This is a genomic window from Nostoc sp. DedQUE04, assembly GCF_034530995.1.
Lineage (GTDB): Bacteria > Cyanobacteriota > Cyanobacteriia > Cyanobacteriales > Nostocaceae > Nostoc.
Genome location: NZ_JAVRCA010000034.1, coordinates 1 through 16634, shown reverse-complemented (window position 1 = coordinate 16634; position 16634 = coordinate 1). Strand labels below are relative to the sequence as shown.

The window sequence follows — 16634 nt, the reverse complement described above, 5'->3', positions numbered from 1 at the left end:
CTAATTCCGAAAAAGTAAAGAAGATTTCAATCCATTACCATTATTAGAAGAATAAATCTCATCAAGAAAGCTTAAATGCTCTCCAGGTATCTGACGTAATTCTTCTGGAGTTCCTTGAATTTTTAAACGTCCATCTTCAAGCAATACAATCCAATCAGCCCGTTTGATAACTTGAGGACGATGGCTAATCATAATTGTAGTTTTGTCTTGACGGTGATTAAGTAATCTATCCAAAACTTGGGTTTCACTTACTGGGTCAAGAGCGCCTGTAGATTCATCTAGAATTAATACAGATGGGTCAGTCATAATTGCTCTAGCTATAGCTAATCTCTGCCTTTGTCCACCAGAAATATTTGCACCAAATTCGCCTAAAACAGTTTGATATTTATCGGGTAATTTACTAATAAATTCATCTGCACCAGCAATTTGACAAGCTTTGACTATCTCCTCAAAACTCATGTTGGGATAACTGAAGTGAAAATTTTCTACAATCGAACGACTCCAAAAATGAGGTTCTTGGGGAACTAATACTACTTGCTGTCGCAAACATTCTAAAGATAAATCTTGCTGGTTGTATATGCCATAACGAATGTTACCAGATTGGACTTGATATAAGCCAGTAATTAATTTACCAAGGGAACTTTTACCACAGCCAGATTGACCAATTAAGGCTATTACTTTACCACCAGGAATAGTTAAAGAAAAGTTTTCTAACAGGTCAGTTCTACCAGGATGGTGAAAATTAACTTGAGAACAACTAATATCTGCATTGCCAGGAATTTCTGCCCAAGGTTTTTTAAAGTCATTTTCATCTTCTGGGGTAGAATCTATCACTTCTGTCAAGCGTTGAACGACAATTTGAGCAGTGATAAATTCATCAATTAGCCCGACTGCTGATTCTAAAAATTCAAGAAAGCTACCACTCATACCGCTGTACGCCAGCAGTTGACCGATAGATAATGTCTGATTAATCACCAAGCTAGAACCTAACCAGAGTATGCTAATACTCGTCAATTTGGAAAGAATACTAGTGACTGTGCCGCTGTAAAGCTCCAACTTCATCGTAGTCCAGTCTAAGTTAGCAAGGCGACCAAAATTTGTCTGATATTCTTGCCAAGCTTGCTCTGTAGCTTGGGTGGTTTTTAGGACTTGAACACCACGAAAGGTTTCGACTAAAAAGCCTTGATTTTCTGTACCTTTAACGATGAGGCTGCGGGTTTTTTGGCGCAAGGCGGGAAGAAAAAGCAGGTTAACAAAAGTGACGATCGCAAAGGCGGCGAGGGAAGCTAGAGTCAGTTGCCAACTATAGAAGAGCATGAAACCCAAGGAAACCAGAGCCACAAAAAATTGACTGGGTAAACCAAGGACAATTTCGGAAACTAGATTATTGATGGTATGAACATCTGCAATCCGGCTAACGACTTCCCCACTGCGGCGTGCTTCAAAATATGATAGGGGTAAGCGCAACAGTTTTCGGCCGTATTCTAGAATTAGTCCGTATTGCAACCGTTGAGCAAAATGACCAATCAGGTGAGATTGTACCAAACCAATGGCACTTTGAATTAGGTTCATGGCAATGACGCCAATTGCCACCGTTGTTAGCAGTTGGGTATCTCCCCGCACTAGCACATCATCAGTGAGGAGTTGCATCATTAAAGGGGAAGCCAGGGACAACAGCCCGATCGCGAAGTTGATAGTGATCGCCTGAACCAAAAGATTGCGATAGGGCATAACACGGGCAATAAAGCGCCCAAAGCCGCCAATTTTATCTTCTGGTTGCTCATAGAAGCGGCTATCGTCTGGCATCAGCAGCAACATCACACCATCACTCCAACCCGCGATTAACTCCTGGGAGGTGAGGTACAAGATGCCAACGGCAGGGTCAGAGATAACATATTTTTTCCCCTTTTTCCCGTATAACACTACCCAGTGGTAGCCTTTCCAGTGAACGATCGCTGGTAAGGGGACTTCATTTAATTTCTCAAGCAGTTCTGGGGTAGCTTGGACTTGACGGGCATGGAATCCCAGGGTTTCTGCTCCCCGCCTTAAACCTAATAGTGTAGTTCCTCGCGTTCCCGTGCCCACTGCTTCTCGCACACGATTGAGGGCAAAGGTGCGTCCGTAGTATTTGGCGATCGTGGCTAGGCTTGCTGCACCACAATCTTCTTCACTGTGTTGCAATATGCTGTGGTATTTCATTGTTTAAAAAATCAGTAACAGCCGCAGTTAACAGTACCAGCCGCAGCGAACAAGGGGTGGACGAGTCCGTTTCCTACCTAATAACTGTTAACACCGTTTACGTTTATTTATGCTATTTTGATATGAATGAAAAAGTAGGAGCGAAAACGACCTCGCCCCTACGAACTGGAAGAGAAGAATGTTACTCAGCTAAAAGCTTATGTGAGAGCATTCTTTTCTCTTTTAGGTTTTGAAGGATTCGAGTACACGGTATGAAATAGACCAGAGCTAATTATCCAGGTTTAACAGACTCAGTTTTTCACAGGTCTGGCAGACTCGATGTCCATGTACAAACGAGGCCCTAAGCGACCTCTTGTACCTGATTCCAGACGCCTTGATTGACCTTTGAAATTCTTACCACTGTAGACAATCCAATCTCCACTACCAGCCACCACGTAGTAAGATGCTTTATTCCTTGCGAAGCCGGGTAAACTGCGTGTTGCTTTTTTAAGCGTTATCCCCTTAAGACTAATATCCCCTAAGAATAATTGACTACCACCACTAATAGTGGCAGCGGCTTCATGGGAAAGGTCTCGTACAGCTTCGATGCTGTAGAAGTCTTTGATTTGCTTGTTGTTCATATCGACTCCGTGGTTATTGATGTTAGACATTGTTTTTCCCCTTAGTTTGAGATTAGGGTTTGAACTGAATCTAAGCTTGTTTTCCTCCTTCTGATTGTTAATTGATAGCAGTATTTTCGTCTATTCACGGCTGGGAATCAGAGGTTTTTTAGCTTTGCCTTCTGATAACTGTTAACACCGTTTATGTTTATTTGTGCTATTTTGATATGAATGAAAAAGTAGGAGCGAAAACGACCTCGCCCCTACGAACTGGAAGAGAAGAATGTTACTCAGCTAAAAGCTTATGTGAGAGCATTCTTTTCTCTTTTAAGTTTTGAAGGATTCGAGTACACGGTATGAAATAGACCAGAGCTGATTATGCAGGTTTGACAGACGCGATGTCGTTGTTAAAAGGACCAGTGAAGTTACCTTTTGTACCTGCTTTCAGACGTCTTGATTTACCTGTGAAATTCTCACCAGTGTAGGCAATCCAATCTCTTTTACCCGTCACCTCGTACCAAGATGCTCTATTGTTAAAGCTGCCTAAACTGCGTCGTGCGTTTGCGATATTATTTAGCCGCCCTCCTTCACCATCCTTCTTGTCGGAAAAGTCTAAGGCACCACCACTAATAGTGGCAGCGGCTTCATGGGAAAGGTCTTGCACATCGATGCTGTAGAGGTCTTTGATTTGCTTGTTGTTCATATCTACTCCGTGGTTATTGATGTTAGACATTGTTTTTCCCCTGAGTTTGAGATTGGGGTTTGAACTGAAGGTAAGCTTGTTTTCTTCCTTCTGATTGTTAATTGGTAGCAGTATTTTCGTCTATTTACGGCTGGGAATAAGAGGTTTTTAGCTTTGCCTTCTGATAACTGATAGCTGATTATGCAGGTCTGGCAGACGCGATATCGTTGTTAAAGGTACCGGTGAAGTTACCTTTTGTACCTGCTTGCAGACGCCTTGATTTACCTGTGAAATTCACACCAGTGTAGACAATCCAATCTCTTCTACCCGTCACCTCATACCAAGATGCTTTATTGTTAAAGCTGCGGAAACTGGCTACTGCACGTCCGATATTATTTCGCCGCGCTCCATCACCATTGCTGCCGTCGGAAAGGTCTAAGGCACCACCACTAATAGTGGCAGCGGCTTCATGGGAAAGGTCTTGTACAACTTCGATGCTGTAGAGGTCTTTGATTTGCTGGTTGTTCATATCGACTCCGTGGTTATTGATGTTAGACATTGTTTTTCCCCTGAGTTTTAAATTGGGGTTTGAACTGAAGGTAAGCTTGTTTTCTTCCTTCTGATTCTTAATTGGTAGCAGTATTTTCGTTTATTCACTGTTAGGAATCAGGCGTTTTGGGCTAGTTTGACCTTCTAATTTTTAATTGGTAGCAGTTACATGATTTTATTCACTTGATTCAGCAGTGCCAATTTGGTAATATCCTCTCTTATGCATAAGTCGATCGCCCTGACACCTATACTCTTAATTGAGGACTCGCTGAATTTCCTCTTTAATAGGAGAGTGCAATGTCTGAGATATCTAAACGTTTGGACTGGTTACAAGGTCTAGGAATTGTAATTGTCAGTGCGATCGCGATCGCCTTGAATGCAAATATCTCAGTTGCCCAAATCACCCCAGACGGCACTCTGCCAAATAGTTCCAACGTGAAATTAGAGGGCAATACCAGCATTATTGAGGGTGGAACCACAAGAGGTGCTAATCTGTTCCACAGCTTTCAAGAATTCTCTGTTCCTAATGGCAGTACTGCTTTCTTCAATAATGCACCCGATATTCAGAACATCTTGACACGAGTAACAGGTAAGTCTAAGTCTGAGATTGATGGCTTAATCAAATCTAACCGCCCAGCCAATCTGTTTTTGATTAATCCCAATGGGATTATTTTTGGTAAAAATGCTAGTTTGAACATCGGCGGTTCCTTTGTCGCCACAACAGCCAATGCCCTTGAGTTTGGCAATTTTGGATTTTTCAGCGCCTCGAATCCAGAAGCACCTTCACCCTTGTTAACAGTAAATCCAAATGCCTTACTATTCAATCAAATGGCGGTTTCCCCGATTCAAAATAGTTCAACTGCGCCAGCAGGAAAAGATCCAGCAGGTTTTAAAGTATCTGGTTTACGTGTTGAAGATGGAAAGAGTTTGCTGCTAGTAGGCGGCAATGTCAACATGGATGATGGTCAATTGAATGCTTATGGTGGTCGAGTCGAGTTGGGAGGATTGACATCAAGCGGAACTGTAGCGCTTCAAATAGATGGTAACAACTTTCGCTTGGGCTTTCCTGCTGAAAGTGCACGAGCAGATGTTTCTTTAGCTAACGAATCTAGTGTACATGTAGAAGCTGTTGATGGTGGTAGCATTGCAGTTAACGCCCGGAATTTAGAAGTTTTGGACGGAAGCGTAATCAGTGCTGGAATCGGAAGTAATTTGGGGTCAGTTAATTCTCTTGCGGGAGATATTACGCTTAATGCCACAGGGGAAATAAAAGTTCTAGGCGAAGGGAGCTATGTCTTCAATAGGGTGCGATCGCAAGCACTGGGCAATGGGGGGAATTTAACTGTTAATACCCGTGAATTGCTGGTAAGGGATGGGGCACAAGTTGCCACTGGCGCATTCGGTGCAGGTTCAAGCGGGAATTTGAAGGTAAATGCTGAAACTGTAGAAGTTATTGGTAGCAATACTGTTGATGGTTCTTCTAGTAATTTGACTACTCAGAACCAAGGTGCAACAGGAAATGCAGGAGATTTGATAATTAACACTAAAACCTTACTAGTACAGGATGGGGCACAAGTTGGCACTGGCACATTCGGTGCAGGTAAGGGAGGAAATTTGACAGTAAATGCTGATACTGTAGAAGTTATGGGTAGCAATGCTGTTGATGGTTCTCCTGGCGGCTTGTTTGCCAATGCTGATATAGGTGCAACTGGAAACGGGGGTAACATAACGATTAACTCGAATGAGTTGCTAGTGCAAGATGGAGCATTAATCTTTACTGGTGCAAGGGCTGGTAGAAAAAGTCCAAGTAATGGAGGAGACATAACAATTACTACCCAAAAATTGCTCCTTCAAAAGGGTGGAGTAGGTGCTGCCACTAGAGGTGCTGGTAGAGGAGGAAATGTGAGTGTTAAAGCTGACATAGTACAACTGAGTGGCTTTCCTGCTGCTATCTATAGTGATACAGATTCAACAGGGGATGCAGGAAATTTGACGATTAACACTAAAATTTTAACAGCACGGGATGGGGCACAAGTGAGTACTGGCACATCAGGTGCAGGCAAGGGGGGAAATTTGACGGTAAATGCTGATACTGTGCAAGTAATTGGTACTTCTGCCGAAGTTTCTACCAAAGATTCTACAAAACGTTTTCCTAGTGGCTTGTTTACCAGTACTACACGAAACTCAACCGGGGCGGCGGGAGATTTGACAATTAATGCTCAACAGTTGTTGGTTACAGATGAAGCGGGAGTGTTTGTACAAAGTCTAGGAACAGGAATTGCAGGCAACTTATTCGTGAATGCTCGCTCTATCCGTTTGAACAACAATGCCATCCTAACCGCTAACACGCGCAGCATCAACACTGATCCCAATCAACCACAGGCAACTATCACCTTGCAAGTGAAAGATTTATTATTACTAGGTCGTGGCAGCAATATCACGACTAACGCCAGAGGAGAAAATGTCATCGGTGGCAATATTAACATCAATACCAATATTCTTGCCGCCTTTGAAAACAGTGATATCACTGCCAATTCCACTGACTTTCGTGGTGGAAGAGTCAAAATAAATACTCAAAGCCTCTTTGGCATCCAGTCTAGAAAAGAGCCTTCCCCAAACACAAGTGATATTACCGCCAAAGGAGCAACGCCTGATTTAAGCGGCAATATAGAAATTACTCCACCTGGTGTAAACCCTAGTAACGGTTTAGTCGAACTCCCAATTAATCTAGTTGATGCTTCTAGGCAAATTTCCACCGCCTGCACACCTGGAACTCGGCAATTCCAAAATACATTTGTAGCAACAGGACGCGGCGGACTACCCATGAGTCCCACTGAACCATTACAAGATTCAAGTACTGTGTCTGCGTGGGTAAAATTAAGACCAAAATCAGAAAACTTGGCAAACACAACGCCTTTACCACAACCAACAGCAGTTTCAACTACTCCCATTGCTGCTACAATTCCAATTGTGGAAGCTTCTGGCTGGGTAATCGATCGCAAGGGAAATATAGAATTAGTAGCAGAAGTTCCTCAACTCAACCCCCACAGTTCTTGGCAAACACCTGCTTCCTGTCCTGTATCTCAGGGAGGTGTGAAATATGGCAAAATTTCAGCTGCCAAAGCGAATAATTAGATTTGCGGTAACTCCCGTACTCCTATTTACCCTTGCTGTTTTCCTGACTATTATCCCTAGCACATTCGCTCAACAACAAAAAATAAATTCACCAAACGGGTTTCACATCCAAACCAATAAACCCCCAGCGACAAAACCACAGCAACTTCTTGAGCAAGGAGAAGCACTTTATCAAGCTGGACGCTTTACTGAAGCCGTAATTATTTTACAACAAGCTGTCCGTATCTATCAACAAGAAAGCAATAACCTCGCACAAGCCGCAGCGCTGACTAATCTCTCTGTTGTATACCAGCAACTCGGCTCGTGGAAAGAAGCTTATGCAACTATTGACAGTAGCTTAAATTTACTTGGCTGGGATGAGATAAATCAAAAGTTAAATGTCAACAATCCAAAATCTGAATTGTTAGAAATTCTGGCACCAACTCTAAATATTCAGGGCGAATTGCAACTATCACAGGGACAAACTGATGCATCTGTGAAAACATCACAAGAAGCAGAGCAAATTTGGAAGAAATTAGGTGACAATGCTGGAGTAACGCGCAGCCGGATTAACCAAGCACAAGCTCTACGAGTTGCTGGTTTTTACCGCCGTAGCTTAGATATATTGAATGAAGTATCCCAACAATTAATTTCCCAACCTGACTCACCCGTAAAAGTAACAGCTTTGCGATCGCTTGGCAATGTCTTACAACAATTAGGCGAACTAGAGTCATCCCAGAAAAACTTACAACAAAGCTTAGAAATCGCTCAACGTCTGCAACTGCCTCTAGAAATTAGTTTGACAGAATTTAGCCTCGGTAATACTGCTAGGTCGTTAAGTAATATTAAAGATGCGATCGCTCATTATGAAAATGCTGCCAAAATTGCACCAAACTCTCTGTCCAAAGTTCAAGCCCTGATTAATCGGCTGAGTTTGCTGGTCGAAAACGAACGCATCACTGAAGCAAAGTCATTAATACCCACAATCCAATCTCAACTCCCCAATCTGCCTAGCAATCAAGCTGGTATTTATGCACAAATCAATTTTGCTCAGACTCTAACCACAATTGCTAATAAAAAAGACATTGCAGAGATTCTGGCAACTAGCGTTCAACAAGCCAAAATCATCGGCGATGAACGTGCCCAATCTTATGCACTAGGCAGCTTGGGAGAAGTTTACGAGCAGAACCAACAATGGCAAGAAGCACAGGATTTGACGCAGCAAGGGTTGTTTCTGGCTCAAAAAATTGATGCCTCAGATATAGCTTATCGCCTTGAGTGGCAGTTAGGGCGCTTGCTCAAAGCACAGGGAAATATCCCAGCCGCTATATCTGCTTATGATACTGCTGTAACAACTCTTCAATCTCTTCGCAGCGATTTAGTTGCGGTTAATCGAGAGGTACAGTTCAATTTTCGCGATCGCATAGAACCTCTTTATCGACAGTCTGTAGAGTTGCTTTTACAAGAGAAAGGACAAGGAAAACCAGATTTAGATAAAGCACGTCAGCGAATAGAAGCCTTGCAAGTTGCAGAACTCGACAATTTTTTCCGAGAAGCTTGCTTGAGCAACCAATTTGTGGTACTGGACAAAGTAGTAGACCGTGACAACCCGTATACTGCTATTTTCTACCCGATTATTCTAGATAACCATTTAGAAATTATTATCAAACTTCCTAATCAAATATTGATGCATAAAACTTCTCGAGTTAATCGTCAGCAAGTAGAGCAAGTTATTACAAAAATACGAAAGACAATAGTCGAACCTGATGCTAATCTGCAATTTCAAGCAGTTTCTCAACAACTTTATAACTGGTTAATTAAACCAGTTGAAACAGACCTTAAAAATAGTAAAGTTAATACTCTAGTCTTTATTCCAGATGGGTTATTGCAAAATATCCCAATGTCTGCATTATATGATGGCAGAGAGTATTTAGTCCAAAAATACTCTGTAGTTATTAGCCCTGGACTGCAACTATTTACTCCCAAACCTCTAGGACAAAAAAAATTAAATGCCCTTGCTGGAGGGCTATCGCAACCACCCAAAAATGAAAATTTTGCACCACTTCCCAACGTTAAAGTTGAACTGAAATTAATTCAGGAATCAGGCGTATCGACAACTACATTATTGGATAAAAATTTTACCAGTACAAATTTAGGGAAAACCATCAACGCTCAACCTTTTAGAGTTGTTCACTTGGCAACTCACGGGCAATTTAGCTCTAAAGCAAAAGACACTTTTATCCTAGCAGCTGATGGACGCATCAATGTGAGTGAATTAGATAGTTTGCTCAAAAGTAGAGAGCAAAAACTAACAGAACCAGTTGAATTACTTGTTTTGAGTGCTTGCGAAACAGCAGCAGGAGATAACCGAGCTGCATTGGGATTAGCAGGAGTTGCTCTTCGTGCTGGTGCGCGGAGTACTTTAGCCTCACTATGGCAAATTGGCGATAACTCTACAACTTTATTTATTGAGGAATTTTACCGCCAGTTAGTGACTGGTAAAACTACAGCAAAAGCTTTACGCTTTGCTCAATTAAAATTACTTGAAGCTCCTGAATATAACCGTCCGATGTACTGGGCACCCTACGTTATAGTTGGTAATTGGTTGTAGAAATCTAGGCTTATAGATACTTTACTGGATATGAAATTATTAACGGCTTGGTAATTTTATTAGAGGCATCATAGTAAGATTATCTAGATTGATGGATTGCAATAAACTTTGCCAATCTTTTTTAAGAGATGCATCATTAGGATTAGAAACACGTATTTGTGCTAGCATATTTAAAGCATCAAACCAAATCCCTTTTTCAGCATAGATTATAATCTTTCGTCGAGGCTCATTTGCAGCTGCTAATTGTTGCATAAGACGAACATCTAAATTGATTCTTTTAATGTCGCCTTCTACATATACAGGAATGCTTGCTGTCTCTTGGTTACAACGTATTTTGAAATACCAGCGATATGTATTATCTACTTTTAATGAAGCAGTACTAGGGAGAGAAATACCAATGATGCTTGGCTTTGAAGGTAGGGCGATCGCATTTCTATAAACATCATTTTCGGCGCTATCCTGTAAGCTAAATTCAGCACTTGAATTAGACAAATTCTTAGTGTAGGGAATGTAAAACCAAAACGTAGGCCGTTCTAAAGTGGTTAGTCCTTCTACAGTCCCGATAATTGAATTGTTTGTCTGTTTGCCAACCTTTTGTTCCTCTTGAAATGGTACTAAGGCAGTGAGCGGGGTCGAAACCGCAGGACAATTATCTCGACTACCCATTCCTGTTCTACGCCCAGATACAGGACTTAATGGAGCAGGTGCTTTTGGCAAAATAAAAACTGGTGGAGAAGTAGGTTGTTGAGGTGAAGCAGGTGTTTTAACTGGTTGTGCAGGCTGTTTATTAGTAGTTGGTTGTTTAGCTCGATCTATTACTTGTGCAGAATATTGAGTAGTGCTGCTCAAAATCAAAGCAGTTGTTAAGATCCATTTCATTGACTTAATAGGTACGATTTTTGCTTGTTGCTATCGTCATCATAAAGGTTAACGTAGCATTTGGTGAAATCGATCGTTACCATTTTTTTTGTATGCGATCGCATTTTATTTGAATTGAAGCTACATATATTTACCCCCCGGCTACGCCGTCCCCCCAAGGCATCGAGGGGACTACAGTGGGGTCTTTTTATGTGCATCTTCATACAGCATTGGTATTACGCGATCGCATCTAAGAATTATTCGACCAACTTACTTTTGAGCAGGTGATTTCTGCCTCTTCTTATAATTTTATCCTAGAAGCTCTTTTCTATGCATCTTCATAGAGAATTGCTACTCATACCAATTCTCTATGAAGATGCATAAAATCCTTGTCGATACTTTTGTAACCACCTTGTTACGGTTGAGCCATCTCTACCCAGTCGTTGGCTTAATTCCTTATGCTGTCTAACTTGTTCTGTTTTTATCCACCACATCATTTGTAAACGTTCTTTTTCAAAAGCTGTGCGAGCCTTCTTGAGACTTTTGGACAAATACTCAGCACTCTCCGATATTTATACGTTGAAAGGACGTGCCATCGTTTGCTTTTGCTCTTTAATCTTCCATGTTTTTTATTCTATATTTCTATGCAGCCTCATATAGAATTGGTATGACTAACTAAATATTGGAGAGGGGAATTTGAAAAATCAGCAATTGGGTAATTGGCAAACCACAGTTTTGGGAATTGTGTTAGCAATACTGGTGATTATTGGGCTAAATTCCTTTATCATTATTAACCCAGGACAAGCAGGAGTAATCAGCATCTTGGGTAAAGCCAGAGATGGCGCTTTATTGGAAGGTATTCATTTAAAACCGCCTTTTATCACCGTGATAGATGTATATGATTTAACGGTGCAAAAATTTGAAGTACCAGCAGAGAGTTCCACTAAAGATTTGCAAAATTTATCTGCAAGATTTGCAATTAACTTTCGCCTCGATCCGATAAAGGTAGTTGAAGTTAGAAGAAAACAAGGAACATTAGAGAATATTGTCTCAAAAATCATTGCCCCTCAGACACAAGAAGCATTTAAAATTGCCGCAGCTAGAAGAACAGTAGAAGAAGCGATTACCAAACGAAGTGAGTTAAAAGAAGACTTCGATAATGCGTTAGGCGATCGCTTAGACAAATATGGGATAATTGTGTTAGATACTAGCGTAGTTGATTTAGCATTCTCACCAGAATTTGCCAGAGCAGTTGAAGAAAAACAAATTGCTGAACAACGGGCGCAAAGAGCCGTTTATGTAGCACGGGAAGCCGAACAAGAAGCGCAAGCAGACGTGAATCGCGCCAAAGGTAGGGCAGAAGCTCAAAGACTTTTAGCAGAGACACTCAAAGCCCAAGGAGGGCAGTTAGTTCTGCAAAAAGAAGCCATTGAAGCTTGGAAGACTGGCGGCGCTCAGATGCCGAAAGTCTTGGTTATGGGTAATGACTCAAAAAATGGCGTACCCTTTATATTCAACCTTGGGAATGTCCAAAATCAACCGTAAAAGGGAAGTGGGCATGAGACCGCCAGGTCTAAAATTATGGAATTTGCTCTGACCTCAGACAAATTCTCCAATACATTGGACTATTTCCAATTAAAAACCTAAAATCCAAAATGGTATAAGTTGGGTTAGTACAGGTCAGTGGAAACGTTCTATTTCATTACAGCCAGAAAGCCCAAAATTCAAGCATGAGTGACTTTTGACTTTTGCCTTGCGGTACTAGTCCCAACTCAAACACCACAGAAAAGCTAACCAGATAATAGTCGAAGTTTATGTCAACCTCCAATCCTCAAAATCTCACTGCCGAAGAAGCGAAAAAATTACTGAACAAATTCAACTGTCTAGACATTGCCCCTATCCTCAACTCATCAGAAAAAGTAGTAATTCGTAATGCCTTAATTTTGCTCACCAAGCTTACTGATTACCAAATTTTAGGAATTTGTGCTGATACGGCAGAAGAAGGAATATTGGCAATGAAAACCTATTCTCTGGCTTTGGGTTATGAACCGCCAAACAATTTACTTACACCCGAAGGGCCAGTTTATATCAAATTAAATGGCAAAAACGGCTTGTGTTATCTTGATTCCTATGATGGACATCATCGTGGTGTATTAGTATCTTGCCAGTCTTATGACGAAGATGGAATCAACGAAATGTATGGACACCTTCCCTTGGACTTATTTGTATAGAGTTTTGCGAATGTAGGTAAGGCAAATACCTTACCTACTCACTAATGAAAAATAATTAATGACTTCAATCTTATGAGTATTATTACACTACAATCAGTAAAAAAAGACTTTGGTATCAAGGAAATTTTAAAAGATGCTAGCTTTAGCCTTGATGCTACCGATAAAGTGGGATTAATTGGTACTAACGGTTCAGGTAAATCAACTCTATTAAAAATGATCGCTGGGTTAGAATCCATTGATAGCGGTCAAATTTTAATTAATTCCGGTTCTAAAATTATCTACTTACCGCAGCAGCCAGATTTAGATGAAAATCATACAGTTTTAGAGCAAGTTTTCGCTGACAGTGGCGAACACATGGCTTTAGTACGCGAGTATGAAGAACTTTCTGATAAATTGGTTCACTATCCAGATGATAGTCAACTGATGTCTCGCCTTTCTGTGGTGATGCAACACATGGATACGACTGGTGCTTGGGAATTAGAAACTAATGCCAAAATCATTCTGACAAAATTAGGAATTTCTGACTTTGATGCCAAGATAAGTACTTTATCTGGAGGCTATCGCAAGCGCATTGCTTTAGCATCAGCTTTGCTATCAGAACCAGATGCTTTGCTCATGGATGAACCGACAAACCATCTTGATGCTCTTTCTGTGGAATGGTTACAAAGTTATTTAAATCGCTATCGAGGCGCATTGTTTCTGATTACCCACGATCGCTATTTTCTAGATCGCGTTACCAACCGGATTATTGAAATCGACCGAGGCGACATTTACACCTATACAGGTAACTACTCATATTACCTCGAAAAGAAAGCTTTAGCTGAAGAATCTGCCGTCAGCAGTCAACGCAAACACCAAGGCTTGTTGCGCCGCGAGTTGGAATGGCTCAAAAAAGGGCCAAAAGCTAGAAGTACCAAGCAAAAAGCGAGAATTGACCGCGCTCACGCTCTGCGGGATACTGAATTTAAACAAGTTCAGGGTAAAGTTGATATTTCGACAGTCGGTCGTCGGATTGGGAAAAAGGTTATTGAGTTAGATAACATTTCTAAGGCATACAATGGACGCACCCTGATTAATAATTTCACCTACGAATTTAGTCCAGAAGACCGCATCGGCATTATTGGCGCTAACGGTGCTGGTAAATCCACTTTAATGGATATCATTACTGGACGGATTAAGCCAGATTCAGGTATTGCAGAAATTGGTACTACAGTTCACATCGGTTATTTTAACCAGCATTCGGAAGAATTGCTCACAGCCTTAAACGAAAATCAGCGCGTGATTGACTATATCAAAGAAGAAGGAGAATTTGTCAAAATTACCGATGGAACTCAAATTACTGCTTCGCAAATGTTGGAGCGGTTTTTGTTTCCTGGTAATCAACAGTATGCTCCAATTAGTAAACTTTCGGGTGGGGAAAAACGCCGTTTATTTCTGTTGCGGGTTTTGATGAGTGCGCCCAATGTCTTAATTTTAGATGAACCGACAAATGATTTAGATGTTCAGACATTGGCAGTATTAGAGGATTATTTAGAAGATTTTGTCGGGTGTGTAATTGTAGTTTCTCACGATCGCTACTTTCTCGATCGCACCATCGACACAGTATTTTCCTTTGAAGAAGGCGGTAATCTGAGGCAATATCCAGGTAATTACTCGATTTATCTGGACTATAAAAAGGCTGAAGAAGCACAGCAACAAGCTGCGAACGCTAAAGAGAAACCCAAAAATGCCGAAGTCCAAAATGGTGCGGCTTCACCCAAACAGGTAGAGAATACCAAGCGGCGGAGGTTATCGAATTGGGAAAAGAAAGAATTTGACCAGTTGGAAGGTAAAATTGCCGAGTTAGAGGCCCAGAAAGCGGAAACCGAGAAAACACTGGCGAATGTCTCACCGGGGAATTATAGCGAAGTGCAAAAACTCTATAATCAGGTGGAAAATCTTAAGCACGCGATCGATGTAGCAACTGAACGCTGGTTAGAATTAGCTGAAATAGAGTCTTGAAATTACTAGCTAGCAAGCCACACAAGTATATTTCAAGCGCCACCTTTACCCACATACTTCGTAGAACGCCCAGAGTATAGCGATGATTTAAAAACTCGTCTTTTAAATGGTTCATCGTCTGATAGTCGCACTTTAGTAATTACTGCGATTCACGGTTTGGGTTCGGTGGGCAAATCTACTTTAGCTGCGGCTTTAACCCATAATGCAGAAATACAATCTCGTTTTTGTGATGGCATTCTTTGGGCAACATTAGGTCAACAACCCAATGTGCTTGCTTTACTTAGTGGCTGGGTGCAAGCATTAGGAGACTATAGCTTTAAACCTACAAGTCAAGAAGCAACTTCTATGCATTTACAGACTCTGCTTTATGACAAAGCTGTGTTGCTGGTGGTTGATGATGCTTGGAATACCGAAGATGCACGAGCATTTAATTTTGGTGGGGCGCGTTGTCAAGTTTTAGTAACTACTCGTGAAGGTCATATTGCCGATGCCTTAGCAGCCAGCATCTACAGTCTGGATATAATGAAACCAGAACAGGCAATGGAATTGCTGACGAAGAAATTAAGACGCGAGATTACTGGCACAGAACGTCACTCAGCCGAAAATTTAGCCAAAGGTGTTGGTTATCTTCCCCTAGCATTGGAACTTGCAGCCGCCGAAGTTGCCTGTGGTACGACTTGGAATGAACTATTGGCGGATATTCAGCAAGAAGTAGCCAGATTAACAAGTTTTGACCGACCGGAAGCTGAAGAAATTACTGATGAGGCTAGTTTAAAACGCCTGAGTTTAACCGCATCATTAAATTTGAGTGTCAAGAGAATGCCACCAGAAAAGCAGCAGCATTTCTCTTGGTTAGGGGTATTACCGGAGGATGTCAACATTAATAAGATGATGGCGGCAACGCTGTGGCAGATGGATAAGCGTGATGCTGCCAAGATGTTGCAATATTTACGGAATAAAGCATTGCTATTAACAGGAGTACCGCTTGCTGATGGTATGCCTACCTATCGCTTACATGACTTATTCCACGATTTAGCTTGTAATTTGTTAACTGCTCCCTCTGAGCCAAAGCACCCAGGAGATTTGGCTGGGTTGGGTTTAAACCTTGCTGATGTTCACGCTGCTTTTTTAAAGAAGTATCGGCAGAAAACCCAGAATGGTTTATGGCATACTTTACCCAATGATGGTTACATTCATCAGCGTTTAGTTTGGCATTTGGAAAAGGCTGGACAGTTAGAAGAGATTCACCAGTTATTGCGGGAAGAGTCTGCAACTGGAAGCAATGGCTGGTATGAAGCGCGGGACAAATTGGCACAAACTGGCGGTTACATTACAGATATTTCTTGTGCCTGGGAACTAGCAGAAGTGAATCGGACTGAATTAACACTAAGCTTGCAGTGTCGTTATGCTTTGATTACTGCATCGATGAATAGTTTGGCAGCTAATCTATCAGCAAATCTGCTGGTAGCGTTGGTCAAAAACAAGATGTGGACTTCCGAACAAGGACTAGCTTATGCTCTGCAAAAACCAGAATCACAAGAGAAAGTCAATTCATTGGTAGAACTAGTTAATTATTTAACACCAAATCTTCAAGAATTAGCACTGCAAAAAGCCCTTGCTGCTGCCAGGGCGATTCAGGATGAGCATTCTCGTGCCAATGCCTTGAGTGCCTTAGCCCAGAAACTGCCACCAGAGTTGTTGCCAGAAGCCCTTGCTGCTGCCAGGGCGATTCAGGATGAGCATTCTCGTGCCAATGCCTTGAGTGCCTTAGCCCAGAAACTGCCACCAGA

The 16634-nt window shown here is 41.6% G+C and carries 12 protein-coding genes; 6 read left to right on the top strand and 6 right to left on the bottom strand.

Annotation, left to right across the window (positions count from 1 at the left end; all coding sequences use genetic code 11):
- The 4 genes from RM049_RS21870 to RM049_RS21855 form a co-directional block, all read right to left on the bottom strand.
- Positions 1-2199: a peptidase domain-containing ABC transporter gene (locus RM049_RS21870; protein ID WP_322705661.1), complete on the bottom strand. Its 2199-nt coding sequence runs from the start codon at positions 2197-2199 to the stop codon at positions 1-3.
- Positions 2200-2489: 290 nt separating this feature from the next.
- The gene (locus RM049_RS21865; protein ID WP_322705660.1) at positions 2490-2849 is read right to left on the bottom strand and encodes a hypothetical protein; all 360 of its coding nucleotides are present in this window, start codon (positions 2847-2849) and stop codon (positions 2490-2492) included.
- Between the two features lie 325 nt (positions 2850-3174).
- Complete coding sequence (locus RM049_RS21860; RefSeq protein ID WP_322705659.1) at positions 3175-3531, bottom strand: hypothetical protein; 357 nt, start codon at positions 3529-3531, stop codon at positions 3175-3177.
- Positions 3532-3679: 148 nt separating this feature from the next.
- Positions 3680-4039 carry a hypothetical protein gene (locus tag RM049_RS21855; protein ID WP_322705658.1) on the bottom strand — a complete coding sequence of 120 codons (360 nt, stop codon included), beginning with the start codon at positions 4037-4039 and terminating at the stop codon, positions 3680-3682.
- 287 nt (positions 4040-4326) lie between these two features.
- Here RM049_RS21855 and RM049_RS21850 point away from each other — a divergent pair, with 287 nt between their 5' ends.
- Both RM049_RS21850 and RM049_RS21845 read left to right on the top strand, forming a co-directional pair.
- Complete coding sequence (locus RM049_RS21850; protein ID WP_322705657.1) at positions 4327-7164, top strand: S-layer family protein; 2838 nt, start codon at positions 4327-4329, stop codon at positions 7162-7164.
- The gene (locus RM049_RS21845; RefSeq protein WP_322705656.1) at positions 7130-9754 is read left to right on the top strand and encodes a CHAT domain-containing protein; all 2625 of its coding nucleotides are present in this window, start codon (positions 7130-7132) and stop codon (positions 9752-9754) included. Before RM049_RS21850 ends, RM049_RS21845 begins: the two co-directional genes overlap by 35 nt.
- Before the next feature lie 39 nt (positions 9755-9793).
- Here the strand turns inward: RM049_RS21845 and RM049_RS21840 are convergent, their stop codons facing one another.
- Both RM049_RS21840 and RM049_RS21835 read right to left on the bottom strand, forming a co-directional pair.
- Positions 9794-10633 (bottom strand): DUF928 domain-containing protein, encoded by an 840-nt coding sequence (locus RM049_RS21840; protein ID WP_322705655.1) that lies wholly within the window; start codon positions 10631-10633, stop codon positions 9794-9796.
- A 347-nt stretch (positions 10634-10980) separates the two neighbouring features.
- On the bottom strand, positions 10981-11163 hold the full coding sequence (locus RM049_RS21835; RefSeq protein ID WP_322705654.1) for a helix-turn-helix domain-containing protein: 183 nt from the start codon (positions 11161-11163) through the stop codon (positions 10981-10983).
- A 145-nt stretch (positions 11164-11308) separates the two neighbouring features.
- On the opposite strand from RM049_RS21835, the gene RM049_RS21830 reads away from it, so the two are divergent.
- From RM049_RS21830 to RM049_RS21815, 4 genes are all read left to right on the top strand, one after another.
- A complete protein-coding gene (locus RM049_RS21830; protein WP_322675310.1) occupies positions 11309-12157 on the top strand; it encodes a prohibitin family protein in 849 nt (282 codons plus the stop codon).
- Positions 12158-12426: 269 nt separating this feature from the next.
- Positions 12427-12843: a DUF1824 family protein gene (locus RM049_RS21825; RefSeq protein ID WP_322675311.1), complete on the top strand. Its 417-nt coding sequence runs from the start codon at positions 12427-12429 to the stop codon at positions 12841-12843.
- Between the two features lie 72 nt (positions 12844-12915).
- Entirely contained in the window at positions 12916-14844 is a 1929-nt protein-coding gene (locus RM049_RS21820; RefSeq protein WP_322705653.1) for an ABC-F family ATP-binding cassette domain-containing protein, read from the top strand.
- Between the two features lie 27 nt (positions 14845-14871).
- Positions 14872-16634, top strand: a 1763-nt coding sequence (locus RM049_RS21815) for an NB-ARC domain-containing protein (protein WP_322705698.1), incomplete at its 3' end; no start/stop codon positions are given.

Excerpts from the sequence above, each read along its gene's own strand:
- RM049_RS21870 (WP_322705661.1), bottom strand. The coding sequence starts at position 2,199 with ATGAAATACCACAGCATATTGCAACACAGTGAAGAAGATTGTGGTGCA.
- RM049_RS21865 (WP_322705660.1), bottom strand. The coding sequence starts at position 2,849 with ATGTCTAACATCAATAACCACGGAGTCGATATGAACAACAAGCAAATC.
- RM049_RS21860 (WP_322705659.1), bottom strand. The coding sequence starts at position 3,531 with ATGTCTAACATCAATAACCACGGAGTAGATATGAACAACAAGCAAATC.
- RM049_RS21855 (WP_322705658.1), bottom strand. The coding sequence starts at position 4,039 with ATGTCTAACATCAATAACCACGGAGTCGATATGAACAACCAGCAAATC.
- RM049_RS21850 (WP_322705657.1), top strand. The coding sequence starts at position 4,327 with ATGTCTGAGATATCTAAACGTTTGGACTGGTTACAAGGTCTAGGAATT.
- RM049_RS21845 (WP_322705656.1), top strand. The coding sequence starts at position 7,130 with ATGGCAAAATTTCAGCTGCCAAAGCGAATAATTAGATTTGCGGTAACT.
- RM049_RS21840 (WP_322705655.1), bottom strand. The coding sequence starts at position 10,633 with ATGAAATGGATCTTAACAACTGCTTTGATTTTGAGCAGCACTACTCAA.
- RM049_RS21825 (WP_322675311.1), top strand. The coding sequence starts at position 12,427 with ATGTCAACCTCCAATCCTCAAAATCTCACTGCCGAAGAAGCGAAAAAA.
- RM049_RS21820 (WP_322705653.1), top strand. The coding sequence starts at position 12,916 with ATGAGTATTATTACACTACAATCAGTAAAAAAAGACTTTGGTATCAAG.